The sequence below is a fragment of the Clostridium sp. CM74B_53 genome, assembly GCF_036318045.1.
Taxonomy (GTDB): Bacteria; Bacillota; Clostridia; order Lachnospirales; family Lachnospiraceae; genus Pilosibacter.
Map to the genome: position 1 here is coordinate 12,741 of NZ_JAWQDE010000021.1, position 25,804 is coordinate 38,544.

General features: G+C 48.3%; 35 protein-coding genes. 28 read left to right on the top strand and 7 right to left on the bottom strand.

Annotated elements, in window-relative coordinates; all coding sequences use genetic code 11:
* Positions 1-61 precede the first annotated feature (61 nt).
* The 22 genes from rpsQ to V2546_RS14250 all read left to right on the top strand — a co-directional run bounded on the left by rpsQ (position 62) and on the right by V2546_RS14250 (position 11,685).
* On the top strand, positions 62-343 hold the full coding sequence (rpsQ, locus tag V2546_RS14145; RefSeq protein ID WP_330579573.1) for a 30S ribosomal protein S17: 282 nt from the start codon (positions 62-64) through the stop codon (positions 341-343).
* A gap of 25 nt (positions 344-368) precedes the next feature.
* Positions 369-737 carry a 50S ribosomal protein L14 gene (gene rplN / locus V2546_RS14150; RefSeq protein ID WP_118532547.1) on the top strand — a complete coding sequence of 123 codons (369 nt, stop codon included), beginning with the start codon at positions 369-371 and terminating at the stop codon, positions 735-737.
* 14 nt (positions 738-751) lie between these two features.
* Entirely contained in the window at positions 752-1,057 is a 306-nt protein-coding gene (rplX, locus tag V2546_RS14155) for a 50S ribosomal protein L24 (protein ID WP_118532549.1), read from the top strand.
* 23 nt (positions 1,058-1,080) lie between these two features.
* Complete coding sequence (gene rplE, locus V2546_RS14160) at positions 1,081-1,620, top strand: 50S ribosomal protein L5 (protein ID WP_118532551.1); 540 nt, start codon at positions 1,081-1,083, stop codon at positions 1,618-1,620.
* 15 nt (positions 1,621-1,635) lie between these two features.
* Positions 1,636-1,821, top strand: coding sequence for a type Z 30S ribosomal protein S14 (locus tag V2546_RS14165; protein WP_008396318.1), 186 nt, complete (start codon positions 1,636-1,638; stop codon positions 1,819-1,821).
* Positions 1,822-2,072: 251 nt separating this feature from the next.
* Positions 2,073-2,474, top strand: a complete 402-nt coding sequence (rpsH, locus tag V2546_RS14170) for a 30S ribosomal protein S8 (protein ID WP_015553834.1) — start codon at positions 2,073-2,075, stop codon at positions 2,472-2,474.
* Between the two features lie 160 nt (positions 2,475-2,634).
* On the top strand, positions 2,635-3,177 hold the full coding sequence (rplF, locus tag V2546_RS14175; protein ID WP_015553833.1) for a 50S ribosomal protein L6: 543 nt from the start codon (positions 2,635-2,637) through the stop codon (positions 3,175-3,177).
* An 18-nt stretch (positions 3,178-3,195) separates the two neighbouring features.
* Entirely contained in the window at positions 3,196-3,564 is a 369-nt protein-coding gene (gene rplR / locus V2546_RS14180; RefSeq protein WP_015553832.1) for a 50S ribosomal protein L18, read from the top strand.
* Between the two features lie 18 nt (positions 3,565-3,582).
* Positions 3,583-4,092 carry a 30S ribosomal protein S5 gene (rpsE, locus tag V2546_RS14185; RefSeq protein ID WP_118321375.1) on the top strand — a complete coding sequence of 170 codons (510 nt, stop codon included), beginning with the start codon at positions 3,583-3,585 and terminating at the stop codon, positions 4,090-4,092.
* Between the two features lie 15 nt (positions 4,093-4,107).
* Entirely contained in the window at positions 4,108-4,290 is a 183-nt protein-coding gene (gene rpmD / locus V2546_RS14190) for a 50S ribosomal protein L30 (RefSeq protein WP_015553830.1), read from the top strand.
* 25 nt (positions 4,291-4,315) lie between these two features.
* The gene (gene rplO / locus V2546_RS14195) at positions 4,316-4,756 is read left to right on the top strand and encodes a 50S ribosomal protein L15 (protein ID WP_118298693.1); all 441 of its coding nucleotides are present in this window, start codon (positions 4,316-4,318) and stop codon (positions 4,754-4,756) included.
* Between the two features lies 1 nt (position 4,757).
* Positions 4,758-6,080: a preprotein translocase subunit SecY gene (gene secY / locus V2546_RS14200; protein ID WP_329752664.1), complete on the top strand. Its 1,323-nt coding sequence runs from the start codon at positions 4,758-4,760 to the stop codon at positions 6,078-6,080.
* Positions 6,081-6,187: 107 nt separating this feature from the next.
* Positions 6,188-6,832, top strand: a complete 645-nt coding sequence (locus V2546_RS14205; protein WP_329752665.1) for an adenylate kinase — start codon at positions 6,188-6,190, stop codon at positions 6,830-6,832.
* Between the two features lie 4 nt (positions 6,833-6,836).
* Positions 6,837-7,601 (top strand): type I methionyl aminopeptidase, encoded by a 765-nt coding sequence (map, locus tag V2546_RS14210; RefSeq protein ID WP_118532557.1) that lies wholly within the window; start codon positions 6,837-6,839, stop codon positions 7,599-7,601.
* A 10-nt stretch (positions 7,602-7,611) separates the two neighbouring features.
* Entirely contained in the window at positions 7,612-7,785 is a 174-nt protein-coding gene (locus V2546_RS14215) for a KOW domain-containing RNA-binding protein (RefSeq protein ID WP_182426560.1), read from the top strand.
* Between the two features lie 5 nt (positions 7,786-7,790).
* Positions 7,791-8,009 (top strand): translation initiation factor IF-1, encoded by a 219-nt coding sequence (gene infA / locus V2546_RS14220; protein ID WP_015553825.1) that lies wholly within the window; start codon positions 7,791-7,793, stop codon positions 8,007-8,009.
* 232 nt (positions 8,010-8,241) lie between these two features.
* Complete coding sequence (gene rpmJ / locus V2546_RS14225; protein WP_003022746.1) at positions 8,242-8,355, top strand: 50S ribosomal protein L36; 114 nt, start codon at positions 8,242-8,244, stop codon at positions 8,353-8,355.
* Positions 8,356-8,464: 109 nt separating this feature from the next.
* On the top strand, positions 8,465-8,833 hold the full coding sequence (gene rpsM / locus V2546_RS14230) for a 30S ribosomal protein S13 (protein ID WP_015553824.1): 369 nt from the start codon (positions 8,465-8,467) through the stop codon (positions 8,831-8,833).
* An 87-nt stretch (positions 8,834-8,920) separates the two neighbouring features.
* Positions 8,921-9,322, top strand: coding sequence for a 30S ribosomal protein S11 (gene rpsK, locus V2546_RS14235; protein ID WP_015553823.1), 402 nt, complete (start codon positions 8,921-8,923; stop codon positions 9,320-9,322).
* Between the two features lie 15 nt (positions 9,323-9,337).
* Entirely contained in the window at positions 9,338-9,931 is a 594-nt protein-coding gene (gene rpsD, locus V2546_RS14240; RefSeq protein ID WP_015553822.1) for a 30S ribosomal protein S4, read from the top strand.
* Positions 9,932-10,041: 110 nt separating this feature from the next.
* Positions 10,042-11,004 (top strand): DNA-directed RNA polymerase subunit alpha, encoded by a 963-nt coding sequence (locus V2546_RS14245; protein ID WP_118298697.1) that lies wholly within the window; start codon positions 10,042-10,044, stop codon positions 11,002-11,004.
* A 144-nt stretch (positions 11,005-11,148) separates the two neighbouring features.
* Positions 11,149-11,685 (top strand): bL17 family ribosomal protein, encoded by a 537-nt coding sequence (locus tag V2546_RS14250; RefSeq protein ID WP_118532559.1) that lies wholly within the window; start codon positions 11,149-11,151, stop codon positions 11,683-11,685.
* Positions 11,686-11,884: 199 nt separating this feature from the next.
* Here V2546_RS14250 and V2546_RS14255 read toward each other — a convergent pair whose 3' ends face one another.
* Complete coding sequence (locus tag V2546_RS14255; RefSeq protein WP_329752666.1) at positions 11,885-12,628, bottom strand: hypothetical protein; 744 nt, start codon at positions 12,626-12,628, stop codon at positions 11,885-11,887.
* Positions 12,629-12,824: 196 nt separating this feature from the next.
* Here V2546_RS14255 and V2546_RS14260 point away from each other — a divergent pair, with 196 nt between their 5' ends.
* The 6 genes from V2546_RS14260 to fliB all read left to right on the top strand — a co-directional run bounded on the left by V2546_RS14260 (position 12,825) and on the right by fliB (position 19,357).
* Positions 12,825-14,975 carry a Tex family protein gene (locus V2546_RS14260; protein ID WP_329752667.1) on the top strand — a complete coding sequence of 717 codons (2,151 nt, stop codon included), beginning with the start codon at positions 12,825-12,827 and terminating at the stop codon, positions 14,973-14,975.
* Positions 14,976-15,166: 191 nt separating this feature from the next.
* A complete protein-coding gene (locus tag V2546_RS14265; protein ID WP_329752668.1) occupies positions 15,167-16,357 on the top strand; it encodes a MalY/PatB family protein in 1,191 nt (396 codons plus the stop codon).
* Positions 16,354-16,848: a YcxB family protein gene (locus V2546_RS14270; protein ID WP_021905509.1), complete on the top strand. Its 495-nt coding sequence runs from the start codon at positions 16,354-16,356 to the stop codon at positions 16,846-16,848. Before V2546_RS14265 ends, V2546_RS14270 begins: the two co-directional genes overlap by 4 nt.
* The gene (tsaE, locus tag V2546_RS14275; protein ID WP_021905508.1) at positions 16,845-17,270 is read left to right on the top strand and encodes a tRNA (adenosine(37)-N6)-threonylcarbamoyltransferase complex ATPase subunit type 1 TsaE; all 426 of its coding nucleotides are present in this window, start codon (positions 16,845-16,847) and stop codon (positions 17,268-17,270) included. The genes V2546_RS14270 and tsaE overlap by 4 nt, the downstream gene beginning before the upstream one ends.
* On the top strand, positions 17,271-17,978 hold the full coding sequence (tsaB, locus tag V2546_RS14280) for a tRNA (adenosine(37)-N6)-threonylcarbamoyltransferase complex dimerization subunit type 1 TsaB (protein ID WP_118650844.1): 708 nt from the start codon (positions 17,271-17,273) through the stop codon (positions 17,976-17,978).
* Positions 17,975-19,357, top strand: a complete 1,383-nt coding sequence (gene fliB / locus V2546_RS14285; RefSeq protein WP_329752669.1) for a flagellin lysine-N-methylase — start codon at positions 17,975-17,977, stop codon at positions 19,355-19,357. The genes tsaB and fliB overlap by 4 nt, the downstream gene beginning before the upstream one ends.
* On the opposite strand, the gene ymfI is transcribed toward fliB, so the two are convergent.
* From ymfI to V2546_RS14315, 6 genes are all read right to left on the bottom strand, one after another.
* Positions 19,354-20,082: an elongation factor P 5-aminopentanone reductase gene (gene ymfI, locus V2546_RS14290; protein ID WP_329752670.1), complete on the bottom strand. Its 729-nt coding sequence runs from the start codon at positions 20,080-20,082 to the stop codon at positions 19,354-19,356. The genes fliB and ymfI overlap by 4 nt on opposite strands.
* Positions 20,083-20,265: 183 nt before the next feature.
* On the bottom strand, positions 20,266-20,934 hold the full coding sequence (locus tag V2546_RS14295) for an RraA family protein (RefSeq protein ID WP_329752676.1): 669 nt from the start codon (positions 20,932-20,934) through the stop codon (positions 20,266-20,268).
* 324 nt (positions 20,935-21,258) lie between these two features.
* Positions 21,259-22,512, bottom strand: coding sequence for an SLC13 family permease (locus V2546_RS14300; protein ID WP_329752671.1), 1,254 nt, complete (start codon positions 22,510-22,512; stop codon positions 21,259-21,261).
* Between the two features lie 12 nt (positions 22,513-22,524).
* Positions 22,525-23,574, bottom strand: a complete 1,050-nt coding sequence (locus tag V2546_RS14305; RefSeq protein WP_021905502.1) for a lactonase family protein — start codon at positions 23,572-23,574, stop codon at positions 22,525-22,527.
* A gap of 260 nt (positions 23,575-23,834) precedes the next feature.
* On the bottom strand, positions 23,835-24,701 hold the full coding sequence (locus V2546_RS14310) for a LysR family transcriptional regulator (RefSeq protein ID WP_021905501.1): 867 nt from the start codon (positions 24,699-24,701) through the stop codon (positions 23,835-23,837).
* 12 nt (positions 24,702-24,713) lie between these two features.
* The gene (locus V2546_RS14315; protein ID WP_329752672.1) at positions 24,714-25,604 is read right to left on the bottom strand and encodes a LysR family transcriptional regulator; all 891 of its coding nucleotides are present in this window, start codon (positions 25,602-25,604) and stop codon (positions 24,714-24,716) included.
* Positions 25,605-25,804 lie beyond the last annotated feature (200 nt).

Consider the following 25,804-nt stretch of genomic DNA (forward strand, 5'->3'; position numbering starts at 1 on the left):
CCCAAGGCATACTTGCGGGTTGAACAGCTGTCGTTATGACACACGCCGATGCGTGTAACAAATCGATTTTGAAAGGAGATTATCCGTCGTGGAAAGAAATCTTAGAAAAACACGTACTGGTAAGGTAGTTAGCAACAAGATGGACAAGACAATCGTCGTTGCTATCGAGAACCATGTAAAACATCCGTTAATCGGAAAGATCGTTAAAAAGACATATAAATTAAAAGCTCATGATGAGAAAAATGAGTGCAATATCGGCGATACAGTTAAAGTGATGGAGACAAGACCGTTATCCAAGGATAAGAGATGGAGACTTGTTGAAATCGTCGAGAAAGCAAGATAATTGATTCGAGGAAGGAGTAACAGGCATGATTCAGCAGGAATCCAGATTAAAGGTTGCCGATAATACAGGTGCAAGAGAACTGCTTTGTATCCGCGTTATGGGCGGTTCTACAAGAAGATATGCTAACATCGGTGATGTAATCGTAGCCTCCGTTAAAGAAGCAACACCAGGCGGCGTTGTAAAGAAGGGCGATGTAGTCAAAGCCGTTGTAGTTCGTTCTGTAAAAGGCGCACGTCGTAAAGACGGTTCTTATATTAAATTTGATGAGAACGCAGCAGTTATCATCAAAGATGACAAGACTCCAAAAGGAACCCGTATTTTTGGGCCGGTTGCAAGAGAGCTTCGTGAGAAACAGTTCATGAAGATCGTATCTCTGGCTCCGGAAGTATTATAAGGAGGTGCCAGATAATGCATAAAATCAAAAAAGATGATATGGTAAAGATCATCGCAGGTAAAGATAAAGATAAAACCGGTAAGGTTCTGAGTGTAGACAGCAAGAAGAACGAAGTTGTTGTTGAAGGCTGCAACATGGTAACAAAGCATACCAAACCGAGCCAGACAAACCAGAATGGCGGAATCGTTCATCAGGAAGCTCCGATCGACATCTCCAACGTAATGCTGTTCGTTGACGGAAAAGCTACAAGAGTTGGCTTTGAAGTTAAAGACGGTAAGAAAGTCCGCGTTGCTAAGGCAACCGGTAAAGTAATTGACTAATAGCAGAGAGGAGGAAACACAAGTTGGCTAGATTAAAAGAAATGTACCAGAACGAGATCGTTGAAGCAATGATCAAGAAATTTGGTTATAAGAATATCATGGAAGTGCCGAAGCTCGACAAGATCGTTATCAACATGGGCGTAGGCGAAGCAAAAGACAACGCGAAAGTCCTTGACTCTGCAGTTCGTGACCTTGAGATCATCTCCGGTCAGAAGGCAGTTCTTACAAAGGCTAAGAAGTCTGTCGCAAACTTCAAACTCAGAGAGGGCATGGCTATTGGATGCAAAGTTACTCTTCGCGGCGAGAAGATGTACGAGTTCGCTGATCGTCTGATCAACCTCGCTCTTCCGCGTGTACGTGACTTCCGCGGCGTAAACGCTAACGCGTTCGACGGCAGAGGTAACTACGCACTCGGCATCAAGGAACAGTTAATTTTCCCGGAAATTGAATATGATAAAGTTGACAAGGTTAGAGGTATGGACATCATCTTCGTTACTACCGCTAAGACTGACGAGGAAGCTCGTGAACTTTTAACATTATTCAACATGCCGTTTGCAAAGTAATTAGGAGGAGTAACCATGGCAAAGACTTCAATGAAGATTAAACAGCAGCGTCCGGCAAAGTTCTCCACAAGAGAATACAACCGCTGCAGAATCTGTGGTCGTCCACATGCATATCTGAGAAAATATGGCATTTGCCGTATCTGCTTCCGTGAGCTCGCTTACAAGGGCGAGATCCCGGGCGTAAAGAAGGCAAGCTGGTAGGATTTAGCTGCTTAAAAGGCGTCAGAAGTCAGGTGGGAAACGGCGAGTTCCCCCGCCTGACCGTGCAGTGAAGCGCCTGGCAAGCTGACTGGTCCCGTTCTTCGACCACAGGGAAAAGAACTTCCCTATTCATCGTAACAACGCCTATACGGAAAACTTGTTTTCCCCAGGCCGAACAACATTCCTGTGCAGCGCGAATGATTCGCGAACCACAGTGATAAACCAACAACCCATTAGGAGGAAATATAATCATGACTATGAGCGATCCGATTGCAGATATGCTTACAAGAATTCGTAACGCAAACACTGCTAAACACGATACAGTAGATGTTCCGGCTTCCAAGATGAAATTAGCTATCGCTGATATCCTTGTAAGAGAAGGCTACATCAAGAAATATGACATCGTTGAGGACGGTGCATTCCAGACAATCCGCATCTCCTTAAAGTATGGCGCAGACAAGAACGAGAAGATCATCTCCGGTATCAAGAAGATCTCCAAGCCGGGCTTACGTGTATACGCTGGCAAGGAAGATATGCCGAAGGTACTTGGCGGACTTGGTATCGCTATCGTATCCACAAACCAGGGAATCATCACTGACAAGCAGGCTAGACAGCTTGGTGTCGGCGGAGAAGTTCTTGCGTTCGTTTGGTAATTATTGATGTTATCGCACCCCGCCTGCAAAGCCGGATTTAAGATCTGGAAGGGCGGAGTTTGCGTGCGTCTGGAGATAACTTCAGACTATATATAACATAGAAACTGAAAACAGAGAGTGTTAAAGCACTTTCCGAGAATCTAAGTAGGAGGTAAAAGGCATGTCACGTATTGGTAGAATGCCGGTAGCGATTCCAGCAGGCGTAACTGTAACAATCGCAGAGAACAACAATGTGACCGTTAAAGGTCCGAAGGGAACACTGGTAAGAGATTTACCGGTAGAGATGGAAATCAAAGAAGAAGATGGACACATCGTCGTAACAAGACCGAACGATTTAAAGAAGATGAAATCTTTACACGGTCTTACAAGAACGCTAATCCATAACATGATCCAGGGTGTTACTGAAGGCTACGAGAAGAAGCTTGAGGTAAACGGTGTTGGTTACAGAGCTCAGAAGCAGGGCAAGAAGCTCACACTTTCCCTTGGTTACTCCCATCCGGTAGAGATGGAAGATCCGGAAGGTATCGAGACTGTTCTTGATGGACAGAACATCATCATCGTTAAGGGCATCAGCAAAGAGAAAGTCGGCCAGTATGCAGCTGAAATCAGAGAGAAGAGAAGACCGGAGCCGTATAAGGGCAAAGGTATCAAGTACGCTGATGAGGTTATCAGACGCAAAGTTGGTAAGACTGGTAAGAAATAATTTAAGGAGAGTGTAAAAATGGTTAGCAAGCAGTCAAGAAGCGAAATCCGCAGAAAAAAACACTATAGATTACGCAATCGCTTTGCTGGTACAGCAGAGAGACCGCGTTTAGCAGTGTTCAGAAGCAATAATCATATGTATGCTCAGATCATCGACGATTCCGTTGGACATACTTTAGTATCTGCTTCTACTCTTGAGAAAGAGATCAAAGCAGAGTTAGAGAACACAGATACCGTTGATGCAGCTGCATATATCGGAACCGTAGTAGCTAAGAGAGCAATCGAGAAAGGCATCAAAGAGGTCGTTTTCGATAGAGGCGGTTTCATTTATCAGGGTAAGATTCAGGCATTAGCAGATGCAGCCCGCGAGGCTGGTCTCGTATTCTAATAGAGAGGAGAAAACAGCATGAAGCGTACAATCATTGACGCAAGTCAGTTAGAGTTAAATGACAAAGTTGTTGCCATTAAGCGCGTATCCAAGACTGTTAAAGGTGGACGTACCATGAGATTTTCCGCTCTGGTAGTAGTAGGAGACGGCAATGGTCACGTAGGCGCAGGCCTTGGTAAAGCAGGTGAGGTTCCGGAAGCTATCCGTAAGGGTAAAGAGGCTGCTATGAAGAACCTTGTAGAGATCCCGATGGATGAGAACAATAGTATCCCGCATGACTTCCTTGGAGAGTTCGGAAGTGCTTCCGTACTTCTTAAGAGAGCTCCGGAAGGTACTGGTATCATCGCTGGTGGTCCGGTTCGTTCCGTAGTAGAGCTTGCAGGCATCAAGAACATCCGTACAAAGTCTTTAGGTTCCAACAACAAGACAAACGTAGTTCTCGCAACAATCGAGGGTCTTACAAAATTAAAGACTCCGGAAGAGGTTGCTAAGAACCGCGGCAAATCTGTTGAAGACGTTGTTTGCTAATAGGAGGATAATAAAATGGCAGAGAAGTTAAAAATCACATTAGTAAAATCCCCTATCGGCGCTGTTCCGAAGCAGAGAGCAACAATCGAGGCACTTGGTTTAAAGAAGATGCACAAGACTGTTGAGATGCCGGATAATGGTGCAGTTAGAGGCATGATCCAGAATGTTAGACATCTGGTAAAAGTTGAAGAGATCTAATAGATATAAGTAAGGAGGTGCAGTGATGAACTTATCTAATTTACATCCTGCTGAAGGATCTAAACACAGTGATAGTTTCAGAAGAGGTCGTGGACACGCTTCTGGAAATGGTAAGACAGCTGGTAAGGGACATAAGGGCCAGAAGGCACGTTCCGGCGCACCGAGACCTGGTTTCGAGGGCGGCCAGATGCCGTTATACAGACGTCTTCCGAAGAGAGGATTTACAAACATCAACTCCAAGGAGATCGTTGGAATTAATGTAAGCGCATTAGAGAGATTTGAGAATGACTCCGTAGTATCCGTTGAGACATTACTGGAGACAGGTGTGATCAAAAACCCGCAGGACGGCGTTAAGATTCTTGGTAACGGAGAGTTAACAAAGAAACTTGTCGTTAAAGCCAATGCTTTCAGTGAAGGCGCAAAAGCTAAAATTGAGGCAGTAGGTGGAACCTGCGAGGTGATCTAATATGCTAAAATCCTTACAGAAGGCATTTAAGGTGAAAGAAGTCCGCGACAGACTTCTTTACACCTTCATGATGCTTGTAGTCATCCGAATCGGCTGTTGTCTTCCGATTCCGGGCGTTGATCCCAGCTATCTGCATGATTTCTTTTCCAATCTCCAGTCATCTGGAATGGGATTTTTCAATGCGATCACAGGAGGATCTTTCTCCTCCATGTCGATCTTTGCGCTGAGCATCACCCCGTATATCACATCGTCCATCATCATGCAGTTGCTTACCATTGCAATTCCGAAACTTGAGGAAATGCAGAAGGATGGTGAGGACGGAAGAAAGAAGATCGCAGAGTACACCAGATATCTTACCGTTGGCCTGGCTCTTTTCGAGTCCTGTGCAATGGCAGTCGGCCTTGGCGGTAAAGGACTTCTTCTCGAAGATCACCGCAATGTCTGGGGATACCTCACGGTTGTAGCAGCTATGACCGCAGGTTCCGCTCTTCTGATGTGGATTGGCGAGAGGATTACAGACAATGGAGTCGGAAACGGTATTTCCATCGTACTTCTGATCAATATCGTATCTGGTACTCCACAGGATATGATGACATTATATGAGCGCTTTATGGCAGGCAGATCAGTTGCAGTCGCAACTGTATCAGGCATCATTGTACTGGCAATTATCGTTGCGATCGTTGTCTTTGTCCTCGTTTTAAACGATGCAGAGCGCCGGATCCCGGTGCAGTACAGCAAGAAGATGCAGGGCCGCAGAATGATCGGCGGGCAGTCTACCTACATTCCGTTGAAGGTAAACACCGCGAACGTTATTCCGGTCATCTTCGCTTCTTCCATCATGTCCATGCCGGTCATGATCGCTCAGTTCTTCCACGTTGATTATTCAACCATCGGTGGAAAGATCCTGTTAGCGTTGAGCTCATCCAACTGGTTTAAACCGGAAGCTCCGGCTTACTCCATTGGTTTGCTCGTATATATCGTATTAGTCGTACTGTTCGCGTATTTCTATACGTCCATTACGTTTAACCCGCTGGAAGTTGCTAATAATATGAAGAAATCCGGCGGCTTTATCCCGGGCATCCGCCCAGGTAAGCCAACTTCGGACTACCTTAACAATATCTTAAACTATATTGTATTTATTGGAGCCTGCGGTCTGGTGATCGTGTGCATTATCCCGATCGTCGCATCCGGTCTCTTCTCCGTTGGTAATCTTTCCTTCGGCGGCACATCCCTGATCATTATTGCAGGTGTTATCCTCGAGACGATCAAGGCTGTGGAGTCTTTAATGCTTGTAAGAAATTACAAGGGATTCTTAAATGACTGATTTGACAGAGAAATAGCAGCAGCTGCGTGCTGAAAATCGGAGCGGGCGGAAAGATGCTTTTCGCCCGCTTTTTCGGTTTTTTAGGACGAGTGGAGGAAATAACAATTATGAAGATCATTATGTTGGGCGCGCCGGGTGCCGGAAAAGGAACCCAGGCACAGAGAATCGCGGAAAAGTACGGAATCCCGCACATTTCTACCGGAGATATCTTCCGGGCTAATATCAAGAACGGAACAGAACTTGGAAAGAAAGCGAAAGCATTCATGGACCAGGGACTTCTTGTTCCGGATGAACTGACTGTTGACCTTGTTATGGACAGGATCAGCCAGCCGGACTGCAAAGAGGGATACATCCTCGATGGATTCCCACGTACGATCCCGCAGGCAGAGGCTCTCACAGAGGCTCTTGCGAAAAAGGGAGAGGCGATCGATTTCGCGATCGATGTCGACGTACCGGATGAGAAGATCGTTACCCGTATGGCAGGCCGCCGTGCATGCGTAAAGTGCGGAATGACCTATCACATCGTATATGCTGCTCCGAAGAAGGAAGGCATCTGCGATAAGTGCGGCGCTGAACTCATTTTAAGAGATGATGATAAGCCGGAGACTGTTACAAAACGTCTGGCTGTTTACCATGAGCAGACACGTCCGCTCATCAGCTTCTATGCGGATAAGCACGTTCTCTACACTGTAGACGGAACACAGAATATGGAACAGGTATTTGAGGCTATCACAAAGATTTTAGGAGCTTAAAAGAATGGCAGTAACAATTAAATCGCCGAGAGAGATCGAACTGATGCGAAAAGCCGGAGAAATTCTGGCGCAGGTACACGAGGAGCTGCATGCAGCCGTTCATCCGGGAATGTCCACGATGGACATCGACAAGCTGGGAGAGCGCCTGATCCGCAGCCATGGATGCATTCCGTCCTTTAAGAATTATAATGGATATCCGGCATCCATCTGCGTGTCCGTAAACGATGAGATCGTACATGGTATCCCGAATAAGCACCGCATTTTAAAGGAAGGAGATATCGTCAGCCTTGATGCGGGAACGATCTATAAAGGATACCATTCCGACGCAGCCCGCACCTGGGCAGTAGGAAACGTCTCCCCGGAAGCACAGAAACTGATGGATGTGACAAAACAGTGCTTTTACGAAGGTATTAAATTTGCAAAAGCAGGCAATCATCTGAATGACATCTCCACGGCAATCCAGGCATATGCCGAGAAATTCGGCTATGGCGTTGTCCGCGAGCTGGTTGGACATGGAATTGGTACCCACCTTCATGAAGATCCGGAGGTCCCGAACTTCGCAACGAAGAGAAAGGGGATCCTTCTGCAGCCGGGCATGACACTGGCGATCGAGCCGATGATCAATGCAGGTACACCGGATGTAATCTGGATGGACGATGACTGGACCGTTGTTACAGCAGATCATGCCCTGTCCGCTCACTATGAGAATACGATCCTCATCACCGAGGGCGAGCCGGAGATCCTCTCCCTGCGTCCGGGCCTTGAATAGGAGGCCCCGCATGGAGATGACCCCGGGATTCCTGGCGAGATCACTTGCCGGAAATGACAAGGATAAAATCTATGTCATAACGGAGGACCTTGGAACATACGTTTCTCTGCTTGCAGAGAACGGCCGGGTCCTCCGGAAAAATAAAAAACATGTCCAGATCATTAAGAAAGCAAACAGGAGGTAAATTTTATGTCTAAGGCTGACGTAATCGAGATCGAAGGCGTTGTTGTAGAGAAACTGCCGAATGCCATGTTCCAGGTTGAACTTGAAAATGGCCACAAGGTTTTAGCAACCATCAGCGGAAAACTGCGTATGAACTACATCCGTATTCTTCCGGGAGACAAGGTAACATTAGAGATGTCCCCATACGATTTATCCAAGGGACGTATCATTTGGAGAGATAAATAGTATCTTTGAGGACGGGCAGAAAAAAGTTGAAGAAAACCAGCAAAAATGCTTGATTTTCCCGTAAGGAAGTGTTATAATGCTCAAGCGAACTTTGTTGGAACGCTTGTATTATGCCCATTTTCAGGTGCTTTTTATACAGGTATAGCAACCCGTAATGCCGTTTCCAGATGGCACGGAATCGGTGTGTTTCCGGCAGTAAGGGAAGCGGACTACGAAGGAAAGGAGAATTACTGTGAAAGTAAGATCATCAGTAAAACCGATTTGCGAGAAGTGCAAGGTTATTAAGAGAAAAGGCAGTATCAGAATTATCTGTGAAAATCCTAAGCACAAACAGAGACAGGGCTGATGCCGCATATTTGCCTGTATTTTTTCGCGCGGCTTTGACATGAAACGCGAGAGTGCGTTGTCGTGTCGGCAATAACTATTTCTACAATATTTAAATGGAGGTACCACTCATGGCTCGTATTTCAGGTGTTGATTTACCAAGGGAAAAACGTGTCGAAATCGGCTTAACTTATATCTACGGTATCGGTAGAGCAAGTGCAGACCGTATTCTTGCTGCGGCTGGTGTAAATCCTGACACTCGTGTAAAGGATTTAACCGATGACGAAGTAAAGAACATTGCAGCAGTAATCGCTGAGACTCAGACTGTTGAAGGTGACTTACGTCGTGAGATCGCTTTAAACATCAAGAGACTTCAGGAGATCGGATGCTACAGAGGTATTCGTCACAGAAAGAGTCTTCCTTGCCGTGGTCAGAAGACCAAGACAAACGCAAGAACATGCAAGGGTCCGAGAAAGACTGTTGCAAACAAGAAGAAATAATAATCAGTAACAAATGTTATGAATCACGTTGCATGTTTTAAAGACAGGAAACAGGGTTCAGTAAATGAGAAAGTAGGTTAGTTTAAAATGGCTAAAAAAGTGTCCACTGCTAAAAAAGTGACAAAAAAGCGTGTAAAGAAAAACGTTGAACGCGGACAGGCGCACATCCAGTCATCTTTTAACAACACAATCGTGACATTAACAGATGCACAGGGTAATGCCTTATCTTGGGCAAGTGCAGGCGGTCTGGGATTTAGAGGTTCAAGGAAATCTACTCCATATGCAGCACAGATGGCTGCAGAAACTGCAACTAAGGCAGCTCTTGTACATGGTTTAAAATCCGTAGACGTTATGGTTAAAGGACCGGGATCAGGCCGTGAGGCTGCTATCCGTGCCCTTCAGGCATGTGGTCTTGAAGTAACAAGCATTAAGGACGTAACACCGGTTCCGCACAACGGATGCCGTCCGCCAAAGCGTAGAAGAGTCTAATTAGGAGGAAATAAAATGGCAGTTGATAGAGTTCCTGTTCTTAAAAGATGCAGATCCCTTGACCTTGATCCCATTTATTTAGGAATAGATAAAAAATCCAACAGAGAATCTAAGAGAGCAAACAAGAAGATCAGTGAGTATGGTCTTCAGTTAAGAGAAAAACAGAAAGCTAAGTTCATCTATGGCGTTCTGGAGAAGCCGTTCCGTAACTACTACGATAAGGCTGAGCGTTTAAACGGACAGACAGGTGAAAACCTTATGATCCTTCTTGAGCGCAGACTTGACAACGTTATCTTCCGTCTTGGTTTCGCAAGAACAAGAAAGGAAGCCAGACAGATCGTTGACCACAAGCACGTTCTTGTAAACGGTAAGTGCGTAAACATCCCGTCCTACCTTGTAAAGGCTGGCGATGTTGTTGAGATCAGAGAAAAGAACAAAGGCGACAACCACTACAAGCTGGTTCTCGAGACCACAGCTGGCCGTCTTGTTCCGGCATGGTTAGAGTCTGACCATGAGAACTTAAAGGGCGAGATCAAAACTCTTCCGACAAGAGAAGAAATCGACGTTCCTGTAAACGAGATGCTCATCGTCGAGTTATACTCCAAATAATTCACCGGAGCGGTTTTTACAAAGTATCTGGCCTTTTTTCGGCCGGATGCTTTGTGTTCTAAAATGCTCCGTGGCATTTGTCAAAGCATACCCAAAAGGAGGGGCTTTTTGTGTTCGATTTTGAGAAACCAAACATTGAGATTGCTGAGATTTCCGAAGATAAAAGATACGGAAAGTTTGTCGTAGAACCGCTTGAGAGGGGTTACGGCACAACTCTGGGAAATTCCCTGAGAAGAATCATGCTTTCTTCTTTACCGGGTTCTGCTGTCAGCCAGGTGAAAATTGATGGTGTACTTCATGAGTTCAGCTCCATCTCCGGCGTTAAGGAAGATGTAACTGAGATCATCATGAACATCAAGAGCTTAGCAATTAAGAACAACAGCGATACAAACGAGCCGAAGACTGCGTACATCGAGTTCGAGGGCGAGGGCGTGATCCACGCATCTGACATTCAGACAGATGCTGACATCGAGATCCTCAACCCGGATCAGGTGATCGCAACATTAAGCGGCGGTGCAGACAGCAAGTTCTACATGGAACTTACGATCACCAACGGCCGTGGCTACGTGAGCGCTGATAAGAACAAGAGCGACGATCTTCCGATCGGAGTTCTCGCTGTAGATTCCATTTACACACCGGTTGAGCGTGTCAACATGTCCGTTGAGAACACCCGTGTTGGTCAGCAGACAGACTACGATAAGCTCACACTTGAGATCTACACAAACGGAACACTTGATCCGGACGAGGCAGTCAGCCTTGCTGCTAAAGTTTTAAGCGAGCATCTGAATCTCTTCATCGACCTCTCTGAGAATGCAAAGACTGCAGAGGTTATGGTTGAAAAGGAGAACAACGAGAAAGAGAAAGTTCTTGAGATGAACATTGACGAGCTGGAGTTATCCGTTCGTTCCTACAACTGTCTCAAGAGAGCCGGTATCAATACCGTTGAAGAGCTTTGCAGCCGTACATCTGAGGATATGATGAAGGTTAGAAACCTTGGTCGTAAGTCCCTCGAGGAAGTACTTGCAAAGTTAAAAGAACTGGGCTTACAGCTCAATTCAAGTGACGAACAGTAAAATTTAGTTGTGATACACACCCGGATGGTAAGTCCAAAGAAGCACGGACGGGCGTAGAGCGACTCATTATGGAGAAAAAGGCGGCAGTCCAGTAAGTCCAAAGATGCGTGGGCGGCTGTTCCACAAATGGAGGAGAATTAAATCATGGCAGGTTATAGAAAACTCGGAAGAACTTCCAGTCAGAGAAAAGCATTACTTAGAATCCAGGCTACAAACCTTTTATATCATGGAAAGATCGTTACAACTGAGGCTAGAGCTAAAGAAGTAAGAAAGATCGTTGAGAGCCTGATCGCTCTTGCAGTAAAAGAGAAAGATAACTTCGAGACTGTAAAAGTTACTGCTAAAGTTGCCCGCAAGGACGCTAACGGCAAGAGAGTAAAAGAAGTTGTTGACGGTAAGAAAGTTACTGTATACGATGAAGTTGAGAAGGAAATCAAGAAGGACATGCCGTCCAGACTTCATGCAAGAAGACAGATGGTAAAAGCTCTTTATGACGTAACAGAAGTTCCGACAGCAGCAGCTGGTAAGAAGAAAAACACAAAGAAAGTTGATCTTACAAACAAGCTGTTCAACGAGATCGCTCCGAAGTACGCTTCCCGTAACGGTGGTTACACAAGAATCATCAAGATCGGTCAGCGTAAGGGCGACGGTGCTATGGCAGTTCTGATCGAGCTCGTTTAATTCTGTATAGCAATTAGCCGTACGGCAGAACTTAAGACCGGTGGAATACGTTTTATGCGTGTTCTGCCGGTTTTTTTGCGTCATATGGAAAAAAGGAAAGCCACTGTTCTTCTTCCGCGATCTTTTTGTGATCGATGGAAGGGAACAGTGGCTTTTCGATTGCCATAAAAGGTGATCAACCGGCTTTTGAAACAAAAGATTAATTGATCCCGAACTGCTGCTGAAACTGTTCAAAGAACTGGTTGAAAGCTGCCGCGTTGGCCGGGTCCTTCATCAAGTTGGTGATCGTCAGAGCATAAAAGAATTCACCGACACCGAGGAGAATGGCGATCACACCGAGAATGATGCCTGCGATGGCTGTTCCGCGGAATGCCTGCCCGCGTTTGGAGATGATCGCGAAACAGATCGCGCCGACTCCGCAGATGATCGCAACCGGGAATGCGAAACAGCAGAGCGTCAGGATCGCGAAGATACCGCTGATCAGGGACATCGCTGCGAATGAGTTTTTCTCGCGTCTTGGGCGCTGCGGCTGATCCTGCCAGTAGGGCGGCTGCCCGTTATGCTGAGGAGGCATCTGCTGGTTGTTTGGGTTCTGCCAGTAAGGATTCTGTCCGTTGTTCTGAGGAGGGATCTGCTGGTTATTTGTGTTCTGCCAGTAAGGATTCTGTCCGTTGTTCTGAGGAGGGATCTGCTGGTTGTTTGGGTTCTGCCAGTAAGGATTCTGTCCGTTGTTCTGAGGAGGGATCTGCTGGTTATTTGTGTTCTGCCAGTAAGGATCCTGTCCATTATTCTGAGGAGGCATCTGCCTATTGTCCGGGGACTGCTGGTTTGTATCCTGTCCGTCTGCCGGGGATGAAATCTGCTGACCGGTCTGTTCTGCAGGAGCTGTTTCAGTGGTTTGGTCTTTATATTCAGATGAATTCTGATCGTCGTAATCTGTCATGAAAATTCCTCCTAAATGTATGTGAAACTTGTCCGCGCCGCGGAAAAATGACACGGAACAGTTACCGTATAGTTTAACATGAAACGCCGCGCATGTCCACATTTAAGTTGCATAAGAGGATGGATTGAATTATAATGGAGATTGACATCTCCGGCAGCCTGGAGCCGTCCGGGGAAGAACCAGAAGGAGAAACAACATGGACATTTTAGGCGTACTGACAGCGGAATTAGGGGTAAAACGGAGCCAGATCGAGGCAGCCGTAAATCTGATCGACGAGGGAAACACGATTCCGTTTATTGCCAGATACCGGAAAGAAGTAACCGGTTCCTTAAACGATGAGGTATTAAGGAACCTGGATGAACGATTAAAATATCTGCGCGGACTGGAAGAACGTAAGACCCAGGTCCTCGCGGCGATCGAAGATCAGGGAAAACTTACCGCTGATCTGAAGAAAAAGATCGAGGATGCTGAGACGATGGTGGCGGTCGAGGACTTATATCTTCCGTTCCGCCCGAAGAGAAAGACGAGAGCAAGCGTTGCAAAGGAAAGAGGACTTGAGCCGCTTGCCGATACGATTATGCTGCAGATGGCGAAGGAGCCGATCGAGACTCTTGCGGCCCCGTATGTATCAGAGGAAAAAGGCGTTGCGAACGTGAAAGCAGTGATCGACGGCGCAAAGGATATTCTCGCGGAGCGGATCTCCGAGGTTGCGAAATACCGCGCCTATATCCGAAACGTGACGAAGGAAGAGGGATCGATCGTCTCCGAGGCAAAGGATGAGAAGTCAGAATCTGTCTATGAGATGTACTATCACCACGAGGAACTCGTGAGAAAGTGTGCAGGACACAGGATCCTCGCCTTAAACCGCGGCGAGAAGGAAAAGATCCTGACTGTAAAGATCGTGGCTCCGGAGGAGAAGATCCTGCGCTATCTGAACAAGATGGTGATCACGAGAGAAAACCCGGTGACAACTCCGATCCTGCAGGAAGTGATCGCGGACAGCTATAACCGTCTGATCGCTCCGGCGATCGAGCGTGAGGTCAGAAATCTCATGACGGAAAAGGCGGAGGACGGCGCGATCCAGGTATTCGGAAAGAACCTGGAACAGCTTCTCATGCAGCCTCCGATCGCAGGACGCGTTGTTCTTGGATGGGACCCGGCGTTCCGTACCGGCTGTAAGCTGGCTGTCGTTGATGCGACCGGAAAAGTCCTCGATACCGTTGTGATCTATCCGACCGCACCGCAGAATAAGGTCGAGGACGCGAAAAAGACCTTAAAGAAGCTGATCGAGAAATATCAGATCTCCCTGATCTCCGTCGGAAACGGAACTGCTTCCAGAGAGTCTGAGCAGATCATCGCGGAGTTTATCAAGGAGATCCCGGAACACGTCCAGTATGTGATCGTAAACGAGGCGGGAGCTTCCGTATATTCTGCCAGTAAGCTTGCGACAGAGGAATTCCCGAAATTTGATGTAGGTCAGAGAAGTGCTGTCTCCATCGCGAGACGTCTCCAGGACCCGCTTGCAGAGCTTGTAAAGATCGATCCGAAGGCCATCGGCGTCGGTCAGTATCAGCATGATATGAACCAGAAACACCTCGGTGAGGCGCTCGGGAATGTTGTGGAGGACTGCGTAAACAAGGTTGGAGTTGACCTGAACACAGCATCGGCATCCCTTTTGGAGTACATCTCCGGCGTGTCAAAGACGATCGCGAAAAATATTGTCGCTTACCGTGAGGAGAACGGTGCATTCACAAACCGCCGCCAGCTCTTAAAGGTCGCAAAGCTCGGCCCGAAGGCGTTCGAGCAGTGCGCCGGATTTATGAGAATTGCCGGTGGGGATAATCCACTTGACGGAACGTCTGTGCATCCAGAGTCCTACAAGGCGGCGATGGAATTGTTAAAACGTGTCCATGTAGAGCCGGAGGAGATCACAAAAGGCGGAGCTGCCGGGATTTCAAAGAAGATCATGGATTATAAAAAGCTCTCAGAGGAACTGGAAGTTGGTGAGGAGACCTTAAAGGATATCGTAAAGGAACTGGAAAAACCGGCGAGAGACCCGCGTGAGGAGATGCAGAAACCGATCCTCAGAACGGATGTCCTCGATATGAAGGACTTAAAACCGGGAATGATCTTAAAGGGAACCGTCAGAAACGTCATTGATTTCGGCGCTTTCGTAGATATCGGTGTCCATCAGGACGGTCTTGTGCACATTTCCCAGCTTTCCAAGAAGTACATCAAGCATCCGCTTGAGGCGGTCAGCGTAGGGGATATCGTTGAGGTGAAGGTTCTCGGAGTGGATATGGCGAAGAAAAGAATTTCCTTATCTATGATATTGGATGAGGAATAAATTCTAAATTGTCGATATGAAGGAAGATTTAATTGGCGGAAAAGTCCTGAAATCCCTGCGGCAGGAAGAAACTGATTTTAGCGTAGGAATGCCAGAGATATAAGGCTTTTAAGGAGACTAACCAGATAAAAATGAATAAACAGGTCAGACGGAGAAGCATCCGGCGAGCCGAAGAAATGGAGGAGTCATTCATGAAGTATAATTTTGATGAAGTGATCGACCGTAAAGGAACCCATGCAATGAAGGTTGAGCGCCTGCCGAAGGGAGCGGACAAGGATTCTCTTGCCCTCTGGGTAGCAGATATGGACTTTGCCTGCGCAGAACCGATCTTAAAGGCTCTCCATGAGCGGATCGACCGGAAGATCTTTGGCTATACCATGTACGATGCGGACGAGTGCATGGACGCTGTGACAGGCTGGATGAAGAAGCGCTATGGCTGGGATGAGAGCAGAGAGAACCTGTTCTTCTGTCCGGGCGTTGTGGCTGCCTATGCAGCGCTCATCAACCTCCTCACGGAACCGGGGGACGGGATCGTTCTCCAGCGCCCGATCTACTATCCATTTACGAATAAGGCCAACAGCAACGGCCGCATTCCGGTAGATAACGCCCTGATCTATGAGAACGGTGCTTACCGGATCGACTTTGAAGATCTTGATCGAAAGATGGCGGATCCGGCAAACAAGGTTCTCGTGGTGTGCAGCCCGCATAACCCGACAGGCCGTGTCTGGACAGAAGATGAGCTTAAAAAGACGGTTGAGATCTGTAAAAAATATGACAAATGGATCATCTGCGATGAGATCCACTGCGATCTGATCCGCCGCGGTGTGACCTTCACACCGATCATGAATGTGGCTCCGGAGTATGCGGACCGGATCGTTGTCTGCACGGCGCCGAGCAAGACCTTCAACCTTGCCGGAATGAAGACCTCCAACATCGTGATCCACAATAAGGAACTTCAGAAAAAGTGGAAAGACTATGTGAATGGCAGCCTGTCCATGGATGGCGCTTCCGCTCTGGGTATGACGGCGATGATCGCGGCCTACACAGAGGGGGAAGAGTGGCTGGAGCAGCTGAAGGACTATCTGGATGGAAACTTCGCGTATATCGACGAATATTTAAAGAAATACCTTCCGAAGGCCCATCTCGTCAAGGCGGAGGGAACCTACCTCGCGTGGCTTGATCTCAACGGATACGTTGACCGGGATGAGAAAAAACTGGAAGAACTGATGCAGAAGAAAGCAAAGGTCGCTCTGGATGAGGGATATATCTTCGGTGAGGAGGGACGCGGATTTGAGCGTATCAACGTCGCTTCCCCGCGCAGCGTCATCGAGGAGTGTATGAACCGGATCCGGACGGCATTTGAAGAGGAAAAACTGGTATGAAAATTCAGGTAAAAATGACAGCGAGAGATATTTTTGATTTCTCCATGTACAGCGCGTATTCGGGATTTGCCGGGATCTTTACATTCGTGTTTCTGATCCTGGTCATCGGGATCCTCGGATACGCATGGAGCTCGGTGGCAGTGATGCAGAGAGTCATGCTTTTGGGCTGTATCATCCTTTTTGTGTTTGTCCAGCCGATCATGATCTGGATGAAGGCAAAGGCGCATGCGAAAACGACCGGATACTCAACGCCGATCAATCTTGACGTTTCGGATGAGCAGATTGGGGTCGAACAGGCCGGTGTGACCGGAGAGTTGAAATGGGATCAGATCTGGAAAGTCGTTCGGATCCCGAATATGTATATCATCAAGGTCGGACCGACAAACGGATATCTTGTGCCATTCCGGTCCATTGAAGGGAGAAAGCAGGAGTTTGTTGATTTCTGCAAGCGGAATCTTCCGCCGAAGAAGACGAAAGGATTAAAGGCATGATAAAGGAAACAAATGCACCGGAGGAGACCTTCGCCTTTGGAAAAATGCTTGGGGAACAGGCAAAGCCGGGCGAAGTGATCTGTCTGAACGGCGATCTTGGCGTCGGGAAAACAGTTTTTACGAAGGGCTTTGCTGAGGGACTCGGAATCACGGAGCCGGTAAACAGCCCGACCTTCACGATCGTCCAGCAGTATGACAGCGGAAGAATGCCGCTGTACCATTTCGATGTGTACCGGATCGGTGATATCAGCGAGATGGATGAAGTTGGATACGAAGACTGCTTCTACGGGGATGGTGTGACGCTCATCGAGTGGTCCAACATGATCGAGGAGATCCTGCCGGAACATGTGAAAACCGTCACGATCGAAAAGAACCTGGAGAAAGGTTTTGATTACAGAAAGATCACGGTGGAGGACAAATAGATGCGGATTTTAGGAATTGAGAGCTCCTCACTGGTGGCATCGACGGCCATCTATGAGGATGGGATCACGATGGCGGAATATACGGTGGATTTCAAGATGACCCATTCACAGACTCTGCTGCCGATGATCGATGAGATGGTAAAACTTGTCGGGATCGATCTGAACACGATCGACGCGATCGCGGTGTCAGGCGGTCCGGGATCCTTTACGGGACTCAGGATCGGCTCTGCGACTGCGAAGGGACTTGGACTGGCATTAAATAAGCCGCTGATCCATGTTCCGACGCTTGACGCGACAGCGTACAACCTGTTCGGTGCATCCGGACTGATCTGTCCGATCATGGATGCGAGAAGAAACCAGGTCTACACGGGAATCTATCGCTTTGAGAAGAAATTTGAGACCGTGATGGATCAGGATGCGATGGATATGGGCGAGCTGATCGAAAAACTGAACGCGATGGGCGAGCGCGTGATCTTTTTAGGTGACGGTGTGCCTGTTTACGAGAAGCAGATCGCGGAGAAGATGACCGTGCCTTATGATCTTGCCCCGGCGCATGTAAACCGCCAGAGAGCCGCGTCTGTGGCCGCTCTCGGTGCTGTCTATTTTGCGGAGGGAAAGACGGAGACTGCCATGGAGCATAAGCCGGACTACCTGAGAAAGTCCCAGGCGGAGCGGGAACGTGAGGAGAGAGAGGCTAAGAACGCTTGATCATTCATTATCCAGGTTATTATAAAAAGTTTCACTGTCTTGCGGGGGAATGTCCGGATACCTGCTGTATCGGATGGGAGATCACCGTGGACAGGGAGACGGAAAAAACATATCAGAAACTCCGGAAGGGGAAAAGTGAGCTGGCAGAGCGCCTGAGAAGATCAGTCCGCCGCCGTCTCATTATCCCGGACGGAGACAGATGCCCGTTCCTTGCTGGGGACGGGCTTTGTGATCTCTGCAGAGAATACGGGGAAGCGGCGATGACGAGGACCTGCAGGCGCTATCCGAGACATGTGGAGGATTTTGGAGATATCCACGAGGTGGAGCTTTTATGTTCCTGCCCGGAGGCGGCGAGACTGATCCTGTCGGAGGATTTCCGGCTTATCACGAGGAACATGCCGGAGCGAAAAGGAAATACGGACGGGATCGATGAGGAGCGCCTGGCGCTTTGGTTTTCCGTCAGGGAGCAGGTGTTCGCGATGGCGGGAGACCGCAGAATGCCGCTTTGGGCTCGCATGAGGCGGATCCTGGCATTTTGTCATGACGTGCAGGGAAGACTGAGAAGAGAAGATACGGCTGGCGTGGAGGCGCTTGTGGGGCGGGCGAAAGAAACTGCATGCAGAAGAAACGGGGCGGATCCTGTTCCTGATCTGATAGATGGAGACAAAACAGGAGATCATCTGCAGACGAAGGAAGAAAGGATGACGGAAAGAAATGTGCCGGGAAGATTGAAAGAAGCCGATCACAGGGAAAAAGATTGGGAAAAAACTAACGATGTATACACACCAGGGAAGGCAGACATGCATAACCTGGAAGAGCGTTTTTCCCTCATGGCGGATTTTTTCGCCGAGTTTGCATCCCTCTCCCCGATCGGACACGGATTCCCGGAACTTTTGGAGTGCAGCAGGACGTTTTTGTATCATTCGGAGGACAGCCGCAGCCGGTATGAGGAACGGCAGCAGGAGTTCCGCCGGAATATGCCGGAGACGGAAGTCTGTACGGAACGGCTCCTGTTCTATTTCCTGTATTCGTTTGTGATGCCGGGATTCTACGATGGGAATCTTTATACGAAAGCGAAGATGGCCGTGTTCGGTGCTGTGGCAGCAGAAGAGCTGGAGATGGCGGAGTATTTCAGAAATCCCGGGAAGTATGGGAAGAGAACCGGAGAGGGCAGAGGGAAAGATGCAGAGCCTGTAACGTCTCTGGAAAATGATGAAATGGTCACAGAAAGATCTGCGAAAGAACGGATCTCAGCACTCTCCCGCACCGCGTATCTCTTTGTGAGACAGATAGAAAATTCAGCGGAAAACAGGGATCTGCTGGAACAATTAGTAAAACAGCCGGAATTTGGGATCCGTAGACTGGTGGGGGCGGATTAGATCCAGCCCCCATCCATTTTAATGATCTGACCGGTCAGATATTCCGGTGCTTCGACGAGTTTCATGACGAGGTCAGCGACTTCCTCGGGTTTTCCCATGCGTCCGGCCGGGATCTCATCCAAAAGCATCGCATGTTCTTCCTCGGAGAGAAAACCGTTCATCTCGGTGTCGATCGCGCCGCAGGCGATCGCGTTGACCTGGATATTCGACGGGGCGAGTTCTTTTGCGAGAGCCATCGTGAGTCCGTTGACGCCGCCTTTTGTCGCGGAATATGCCGCTTCACAGGACGCGCCGCAGACTCCCCAGACGGAGGAGATATTGATGATCTTGCCACTGTGGTTGTGGATCATGCCTGGGATCGCGAGTTTTGCACAGTGGAAGACGGAGGAGAGATTCGCGGAGACGATCCGGTTCCAGTCTTCAAAGCTCAAGTCCTGTAAGAGCCCGATGATGGAGATCCCGGCGTTGTTTACGAGGACATCCACATGACCGAAGCGGGACTCGATCTCCTGAAACAGGCGCTTACAGTCTTCCGGATTTCCGACATCCGCCTGTACCGCCAGGCACTCTGCACCGAGCGTCTCCACTTCTTTTTTCACTTCTTCCATCCGTTCTGTGCTTCGGGCACAGTTGATCACGACATGGTATCCGCAGGAAGCAAATTTTAAAGCCACCGCCCGCCCGATCCCGCGGGAGGAGCCGGTGACGAGAACTGTTTTTTTCATAGAGAGACACCTCATTTTTTATTTCTCCCTTTCATTTGTGGGAGAGATGTATAATTGCTCTTCAATCGAAGAGGGGAAAGTCGTCCGGCTTTCCGATGTGCGAAGTATAACATATCAGGTTAAATCATACAATGGTAACGATGAAAATCCCCCCGAAATATTTCGGAGGGATTTTGTGTAAGTTTATTTCTGCTGTCTCGCCTCATTCAGGCTCATTCCGCCGCGGACGAGGTCTTCGATCCGGTCTTCCTTTGCTTTGATCTTTTCGGCTTCTTCGAGAACTTCCTTTAAATGTGCACTTGGAACGACGGCAACGCCGGTGCGGTCCATAAGGATGAGGTCTTCCGGGCAGATCTGGACGCCGCCGATGAATACCGGGACATCGGTGTCAACCGTCTCCATGAAACGGGCGCTCTTTACCGGGCTTGTGCTGCCCAGATAGACCGGGAATTTCAGCTCTGCGATCTCGTCGATGTCGCGGAGACTTCCGTTTGTGAGTTCCCCCATCACGCCGCGCATCTGGGCTCTTGTGGCTAACATGGCGCCGCCTGTGGCGATATCGGTAAGACCGGTCGCCTCGATGACGAGAAGATCGCCGTATTCGGTCTGGGTGTCGATGATGGATGCCTGTTTTGTCAGCGCTTTTCCGTCGAATGCAGTCTTTCTGCGCATCTGGCGGATCGTCTTCGCAAAGCCTGCAGTACGCGGCTGGTAGACATCCAGAGCGTGAAGTCCGAGTACAACTCCGGAGCGGAGTCCGAGATTGTCCATGGCATCGGAGATGTTTGCAGTCGGAAATTTTTTGTAGTTTTCGATCCAGTAGGTTCGTTCTTCTTTATTGAACATGGTCATTTGTATCACAGCGTTTCTGCATTCATACAGCTGTGATTCTCCTTTCTAAATAATGATAGATCATTTCCGGAAGAATCATTTGAATTCTTCCCAGGCGGTCATAATTTAATTTTAGTATATCAGAAAAACAGCAGGGATTTTATGAATTTGGCGCAATTCATCATGCCAAAATGTCATGAAGATCCATTCCTTAAATTTATTACTTTTTAAGAAAAATGCCCGATGAAGATTCACCAGGCATTCCAAAGGATGTATTTGGGACCTTCAGTCCCTGAATGAACAAAAAAAATGGAATAATCGAAATTATTTAGCAAATTAGCATATTCATGCAATAATCTTATAAATTCCAATAAAAGCGAATACTGCCAACACCGCAAGCGCGATGAAGGATACCGCGAACAGCTCGACAAACAGTCTGTTCTGCGGGAATTTTTCATCTGCATCCTCCTGCTGCGCAACACCTGCCATGATGAGAGCACCGGTGGTGGAGATCGGTGTGAAGCCGGAAACAGTTCCGCCGATAACGATTACGGAGACAAGCTCTAACGCTGTCACGCCGCCGATGCTCGCAGCGAGCCCGCTAGCTGTCGGGATCAAGGTCGGGAATACGACACCGAGACCGGAACTGAAGAAGGACATGAGACCTGCTGCGATCGCCATGATCGTTGCGGCTGTCTTCGGACCCATAACGGATTCCAGACCGTCGACCATGATGTCGATACCACCGGAGAGGGAGATGACATTCATTAAGATGCCGACACCGAGAACCATGATGATCACGTTCCATGGGATCATCTTGAATGCAGTCTTTTCATCGCCGCATCCGAGAACGATCAGAACAGAACCGACGGTAAATCCTGTGAGACCGACATTCCATGAAAAGAACAGGGCACCGATGGCGAGAGCGGCAAGTCCCGCGAGGGAGAGCCACTGATTTTTGCTGAATTTCGGAAGAACGTCCTCATGAGCTGTGTGCGGAGCGACCTTCCATCCTTTGTAGTAGATGTACACGAGAACAGCCACGACAAGAGCTGTCACAGTGAGGCACATCATGATCGGAACGGTATTTCCTGCGAGTCCCTGTGCTTCCATAAGCTCACGGACAACGGCACTCTCCGGAGTCAGCGGGCTCATACGTCCGGACATAACGCCGAGATCGCCGATGATTGCCGTCATGATCGGGTTCACACCTGCGGATATCGCAACCGGGATCGCGATGACCGGAACGATCGCGAGAGACGGGATAGCTCCCGGTCCCACCGCACAGATCAGGAATCCGAGCAGGTACATGACGAACGGGATCAGCGCCTTGTGCGGTCCGACAAGCGCTACCATTTTTTTTGCGAGAAGCTCCAGAGTTCCGTTTTCGTTGATGATGGCAAAGAGATAAGTGATACCGATCATCTGCATGCAGAGGGAGGAACTGAAGCCCTTAATGATGTCTCCGGCCTTGATCCCGTAGACGAGACCGAGGACCATAGAGAAGCCGATACATAAGATTCCGACATTCGCCTTGCGGACGAAGCCGATGACGATAGCTGCTAAAAGAGCGATAAGTGAAATAAGACCAAGATTCATATGTGCACCTCCCTATCGGAATGTGATGCAGACCGGACTTTCGGCTGCGATCACGCGGCCTGTGTATTCCATGCGGCCCTGTTCAGAGTCAAGTTTCATCTCGATAATGGTATCGCTGTCCTCATTTGCCATATAGAAACGGCTGTAATCCGGATTGAAGGTAATGAAACGTGGGGTGAGACCCATTGCCGGATAGTAGCCGAGCTCCTTCATATAACCGGTCTCCTGATCGATGCGGTAGAGAACGATGGATTCGTGGATGCGGTTGGAACCGATGAGGATCTCACCGTTTTTATCAAGGAGAGAGGCGCTGGCCTGTCCTTCTCCGGTGTATGTCTCGGGAAGTGTCGGCAGGTTCTGGCGCGGAAGAAGCTTTCCGTTCACGTCATCAAAGCCGAAATATGTCATCTTGTTGCCCTTTTCATTGATCAGGTACGCATACCGGTTGTTCGGATGGATTGCGATGTGGCGCGGCTCATCGTACTCTCTGGAGCGGAAGCAGTCGGTCTCGGTGAGAGTCCCGTTTTCTGCGTCAAAGCGGTATACGAGAACCTGACCGTAGCCCTGGATCCTTCCCTGGGTCACAACAAAAAGGTAGGTCTTTGTCTGATCCCAGATACACTGGTGTGCGAAGGAGACAGTTCCCTCTTTTTTGCCAGGAAGATGAGTCTCAGAGACGATCTCGCCGAGGCTTCCGTCTTCATTTCTCTTAATGACATAGACAGCGCCGCCCTGAAGAGCAGCAACGACTAAAAAGCGGTTTGTTCTGTCAGCAGTGATGAACACCGGATTTTTTCCGCCGATTTCGATCATATTTAACGGAGATAAAGTTCCGTCTTCAAGAATTTTATAGCTGGAGACTTTTGTCTTGTCTCCGTGTACGGAATAGAGAAAGTTTCCCTCATTGTCGAGTGTCTGGTAGGATGGATTTTCCTCCTCCGTCTTTAAACACTGGATCAGGTTCCAGTCTCCGGTCTTGTCGTTGATCTCGAAAACTTTTAAGCCTTTTCCGCGTGCATTTCGTTCTTTTGTTGTTCTGCAGCCCACATAAGCGTAGCTCATTTCCTTTTCCTCCTGAGATGAATATAGATCATATAAAAGATACCCACTTGATCACGTTACGGGATTCCCAGATCCGATGCCGGATTTCCTGCAGCCGGAGTGATGGCTTCAGGGAAAGATCGGAGGGATCCTGTCTTGTGATATCTTTATGATAAATTATTAACATGTCAAATGGAAATTCAGGAAAAGAATAGGCGCGATATTCCATTATGGAATATCACGCCGGATTACAAACAGGTTTCAGACAGCCGGATCCAATTTCAGTTTACTCCGTAATAGTTTTCCACAAACCGGATAAAATCAGAGATTCCCTCGCTTTTATAGCAGCGGTCCGAGATCAGCATGGAGACTTTTCTGGAAACAGGATTTCCGTCCCGGTCATAAGCAGGGATCAGCTGTAGTTTTTCCTCGTCGATCTTCCAGTCATCTCCGAACACGAAACAGATCCCGAGCCCGTTTTCTGCCATTTCGATGGCGATGTCAAAGTAGGGAACCTGCTGTTTCTCATGGGGACTGCTTCCGAACTGACTTTTCCACCATTGATTGATGATCATGCGGACCATCGGATTATAGAAGGTCTCGATGAGTGGCATATGTTCGATGGAATCCATGGTTGCTGTTTTCGGGGCAACGATGTAGAGCTCTTCCTGAAACAGGCATACCTGGTCACCGAGATACGGGAAATCGCCGCAGACGAGACCGATATCGATCGTATCGTCGATCAGATCCTTTAAGATCACGTCGCTGGAGTTGGAAATTGTCTTGATATAGAGATTGGCTCCGCTTTTCTGGTATGCGGCGAGGAGTTTCGGAAGATGGCGCTTTGCAAACGAGTTCGGGACGCCGAGTTTTAAGGATTCCATCTTTGTATGGCGGTCTGCAAAGTGGTCCCCGATCTCCTGGAGAAAATCCAGCATGATGTTTGCCTTCTGTACCAGATATTTTCCGTCTTCTGTGAAAGTTACGCCGCGGCTTGTCCGTTCCACGAGTTGGCGGCCCCACTCGCTCTCGATCGACTGCAGCCGCTTTGTCAGGGCGGACTGGGTCATAAAGAGGGCGTCGGCGGCCTTTGTGATGCTGCGCTTTTCATATAATACTTTTAAAATTTTCCAGTCAATGTTTTTCATAGAAGTTCCTTCTTAAAAATAAGCAGATGAAGATGAAAATGAAGCAGCAAGCGATTCCGTATATTTTATAAAATCGGCAAGCTTTTCCGGCAGTCGTTTCTCCTTCGGGTACACAAACCATGTTTTTCTCGTCACCGGTGTTCCGTCCGGCCATGTAAGCGGCGTGAGCGTCAGCTGATACCGGTTCTCAAAGTTTTCCGGCAGAAAACTCAGGGCATATCCCATCCCCTCATCGATCAGCTTCCATGCCCCGTCGATGTGCCCGACCATCATTCCGGACGGGTAAGCGCTCTCAAAGCACATTTCCCACCATCTGTTCAGGATCTTGGTCGTCTTTTCGTTCGTTTTATAGTCCAGCCGGTGCAGTCCGGGAAGCGCAGACACTTCCACGGCTCCTTTCGTGACAAGGAAACCGCGGGTCTCCTCTAACAGAGTCCTGTTTACCGGTCCCTCATAATCCCCGCGCAGAAATCCTACATCCACGGATCCGTCCAGGACCTGGCGGTAAAGAGCATCACTGGAATCATTGACGATCCGGAATTTTATATTTGGATGCGCGATCTGGTACGGAACAAGAACATCTGCGAGAGAGTATTTGCTGTAAGTGTAGGAAGCGCCGATCACGATCTCCGTCAGTGCGGCATCCTGCAGTTTTTTTAATTCTTCCTTTGTGTCATGGAACAGCTCCAGATATTTTTCTGCCTGTGCGGCAAGAAAATTTCCTTCTGCGGTGAATGTCAGGCCTTTTGGCGTCCGGTCCACAATGGTACATCCCCATTCGGTCTCCATCTGTTTTAAACGCTTTGTCAGGGTCGGCTGCGTCATAAAAAGGAGATTTGCCGTTTTCGTCAGATTTGATGTTTTATGCAGTTCATAAAGAATTCTCCAGTCGGAGTCTTTCATGGAAAAATCACATCCCTTAAGTCATGGTAACGATTCCGGGGCGAGAAATATGCAGACCTACGGAATCGTTTTATGGATTCGTAGTATTATTTTACGACAGAATCGGCAGCTTGTCCCGTTTTTTAGAGAAAAATTTTGCTTTTGCAAGTACCCCATTCCACTTTTGAATCATTTCATTCCACCTTTCAATTTTATTTTCC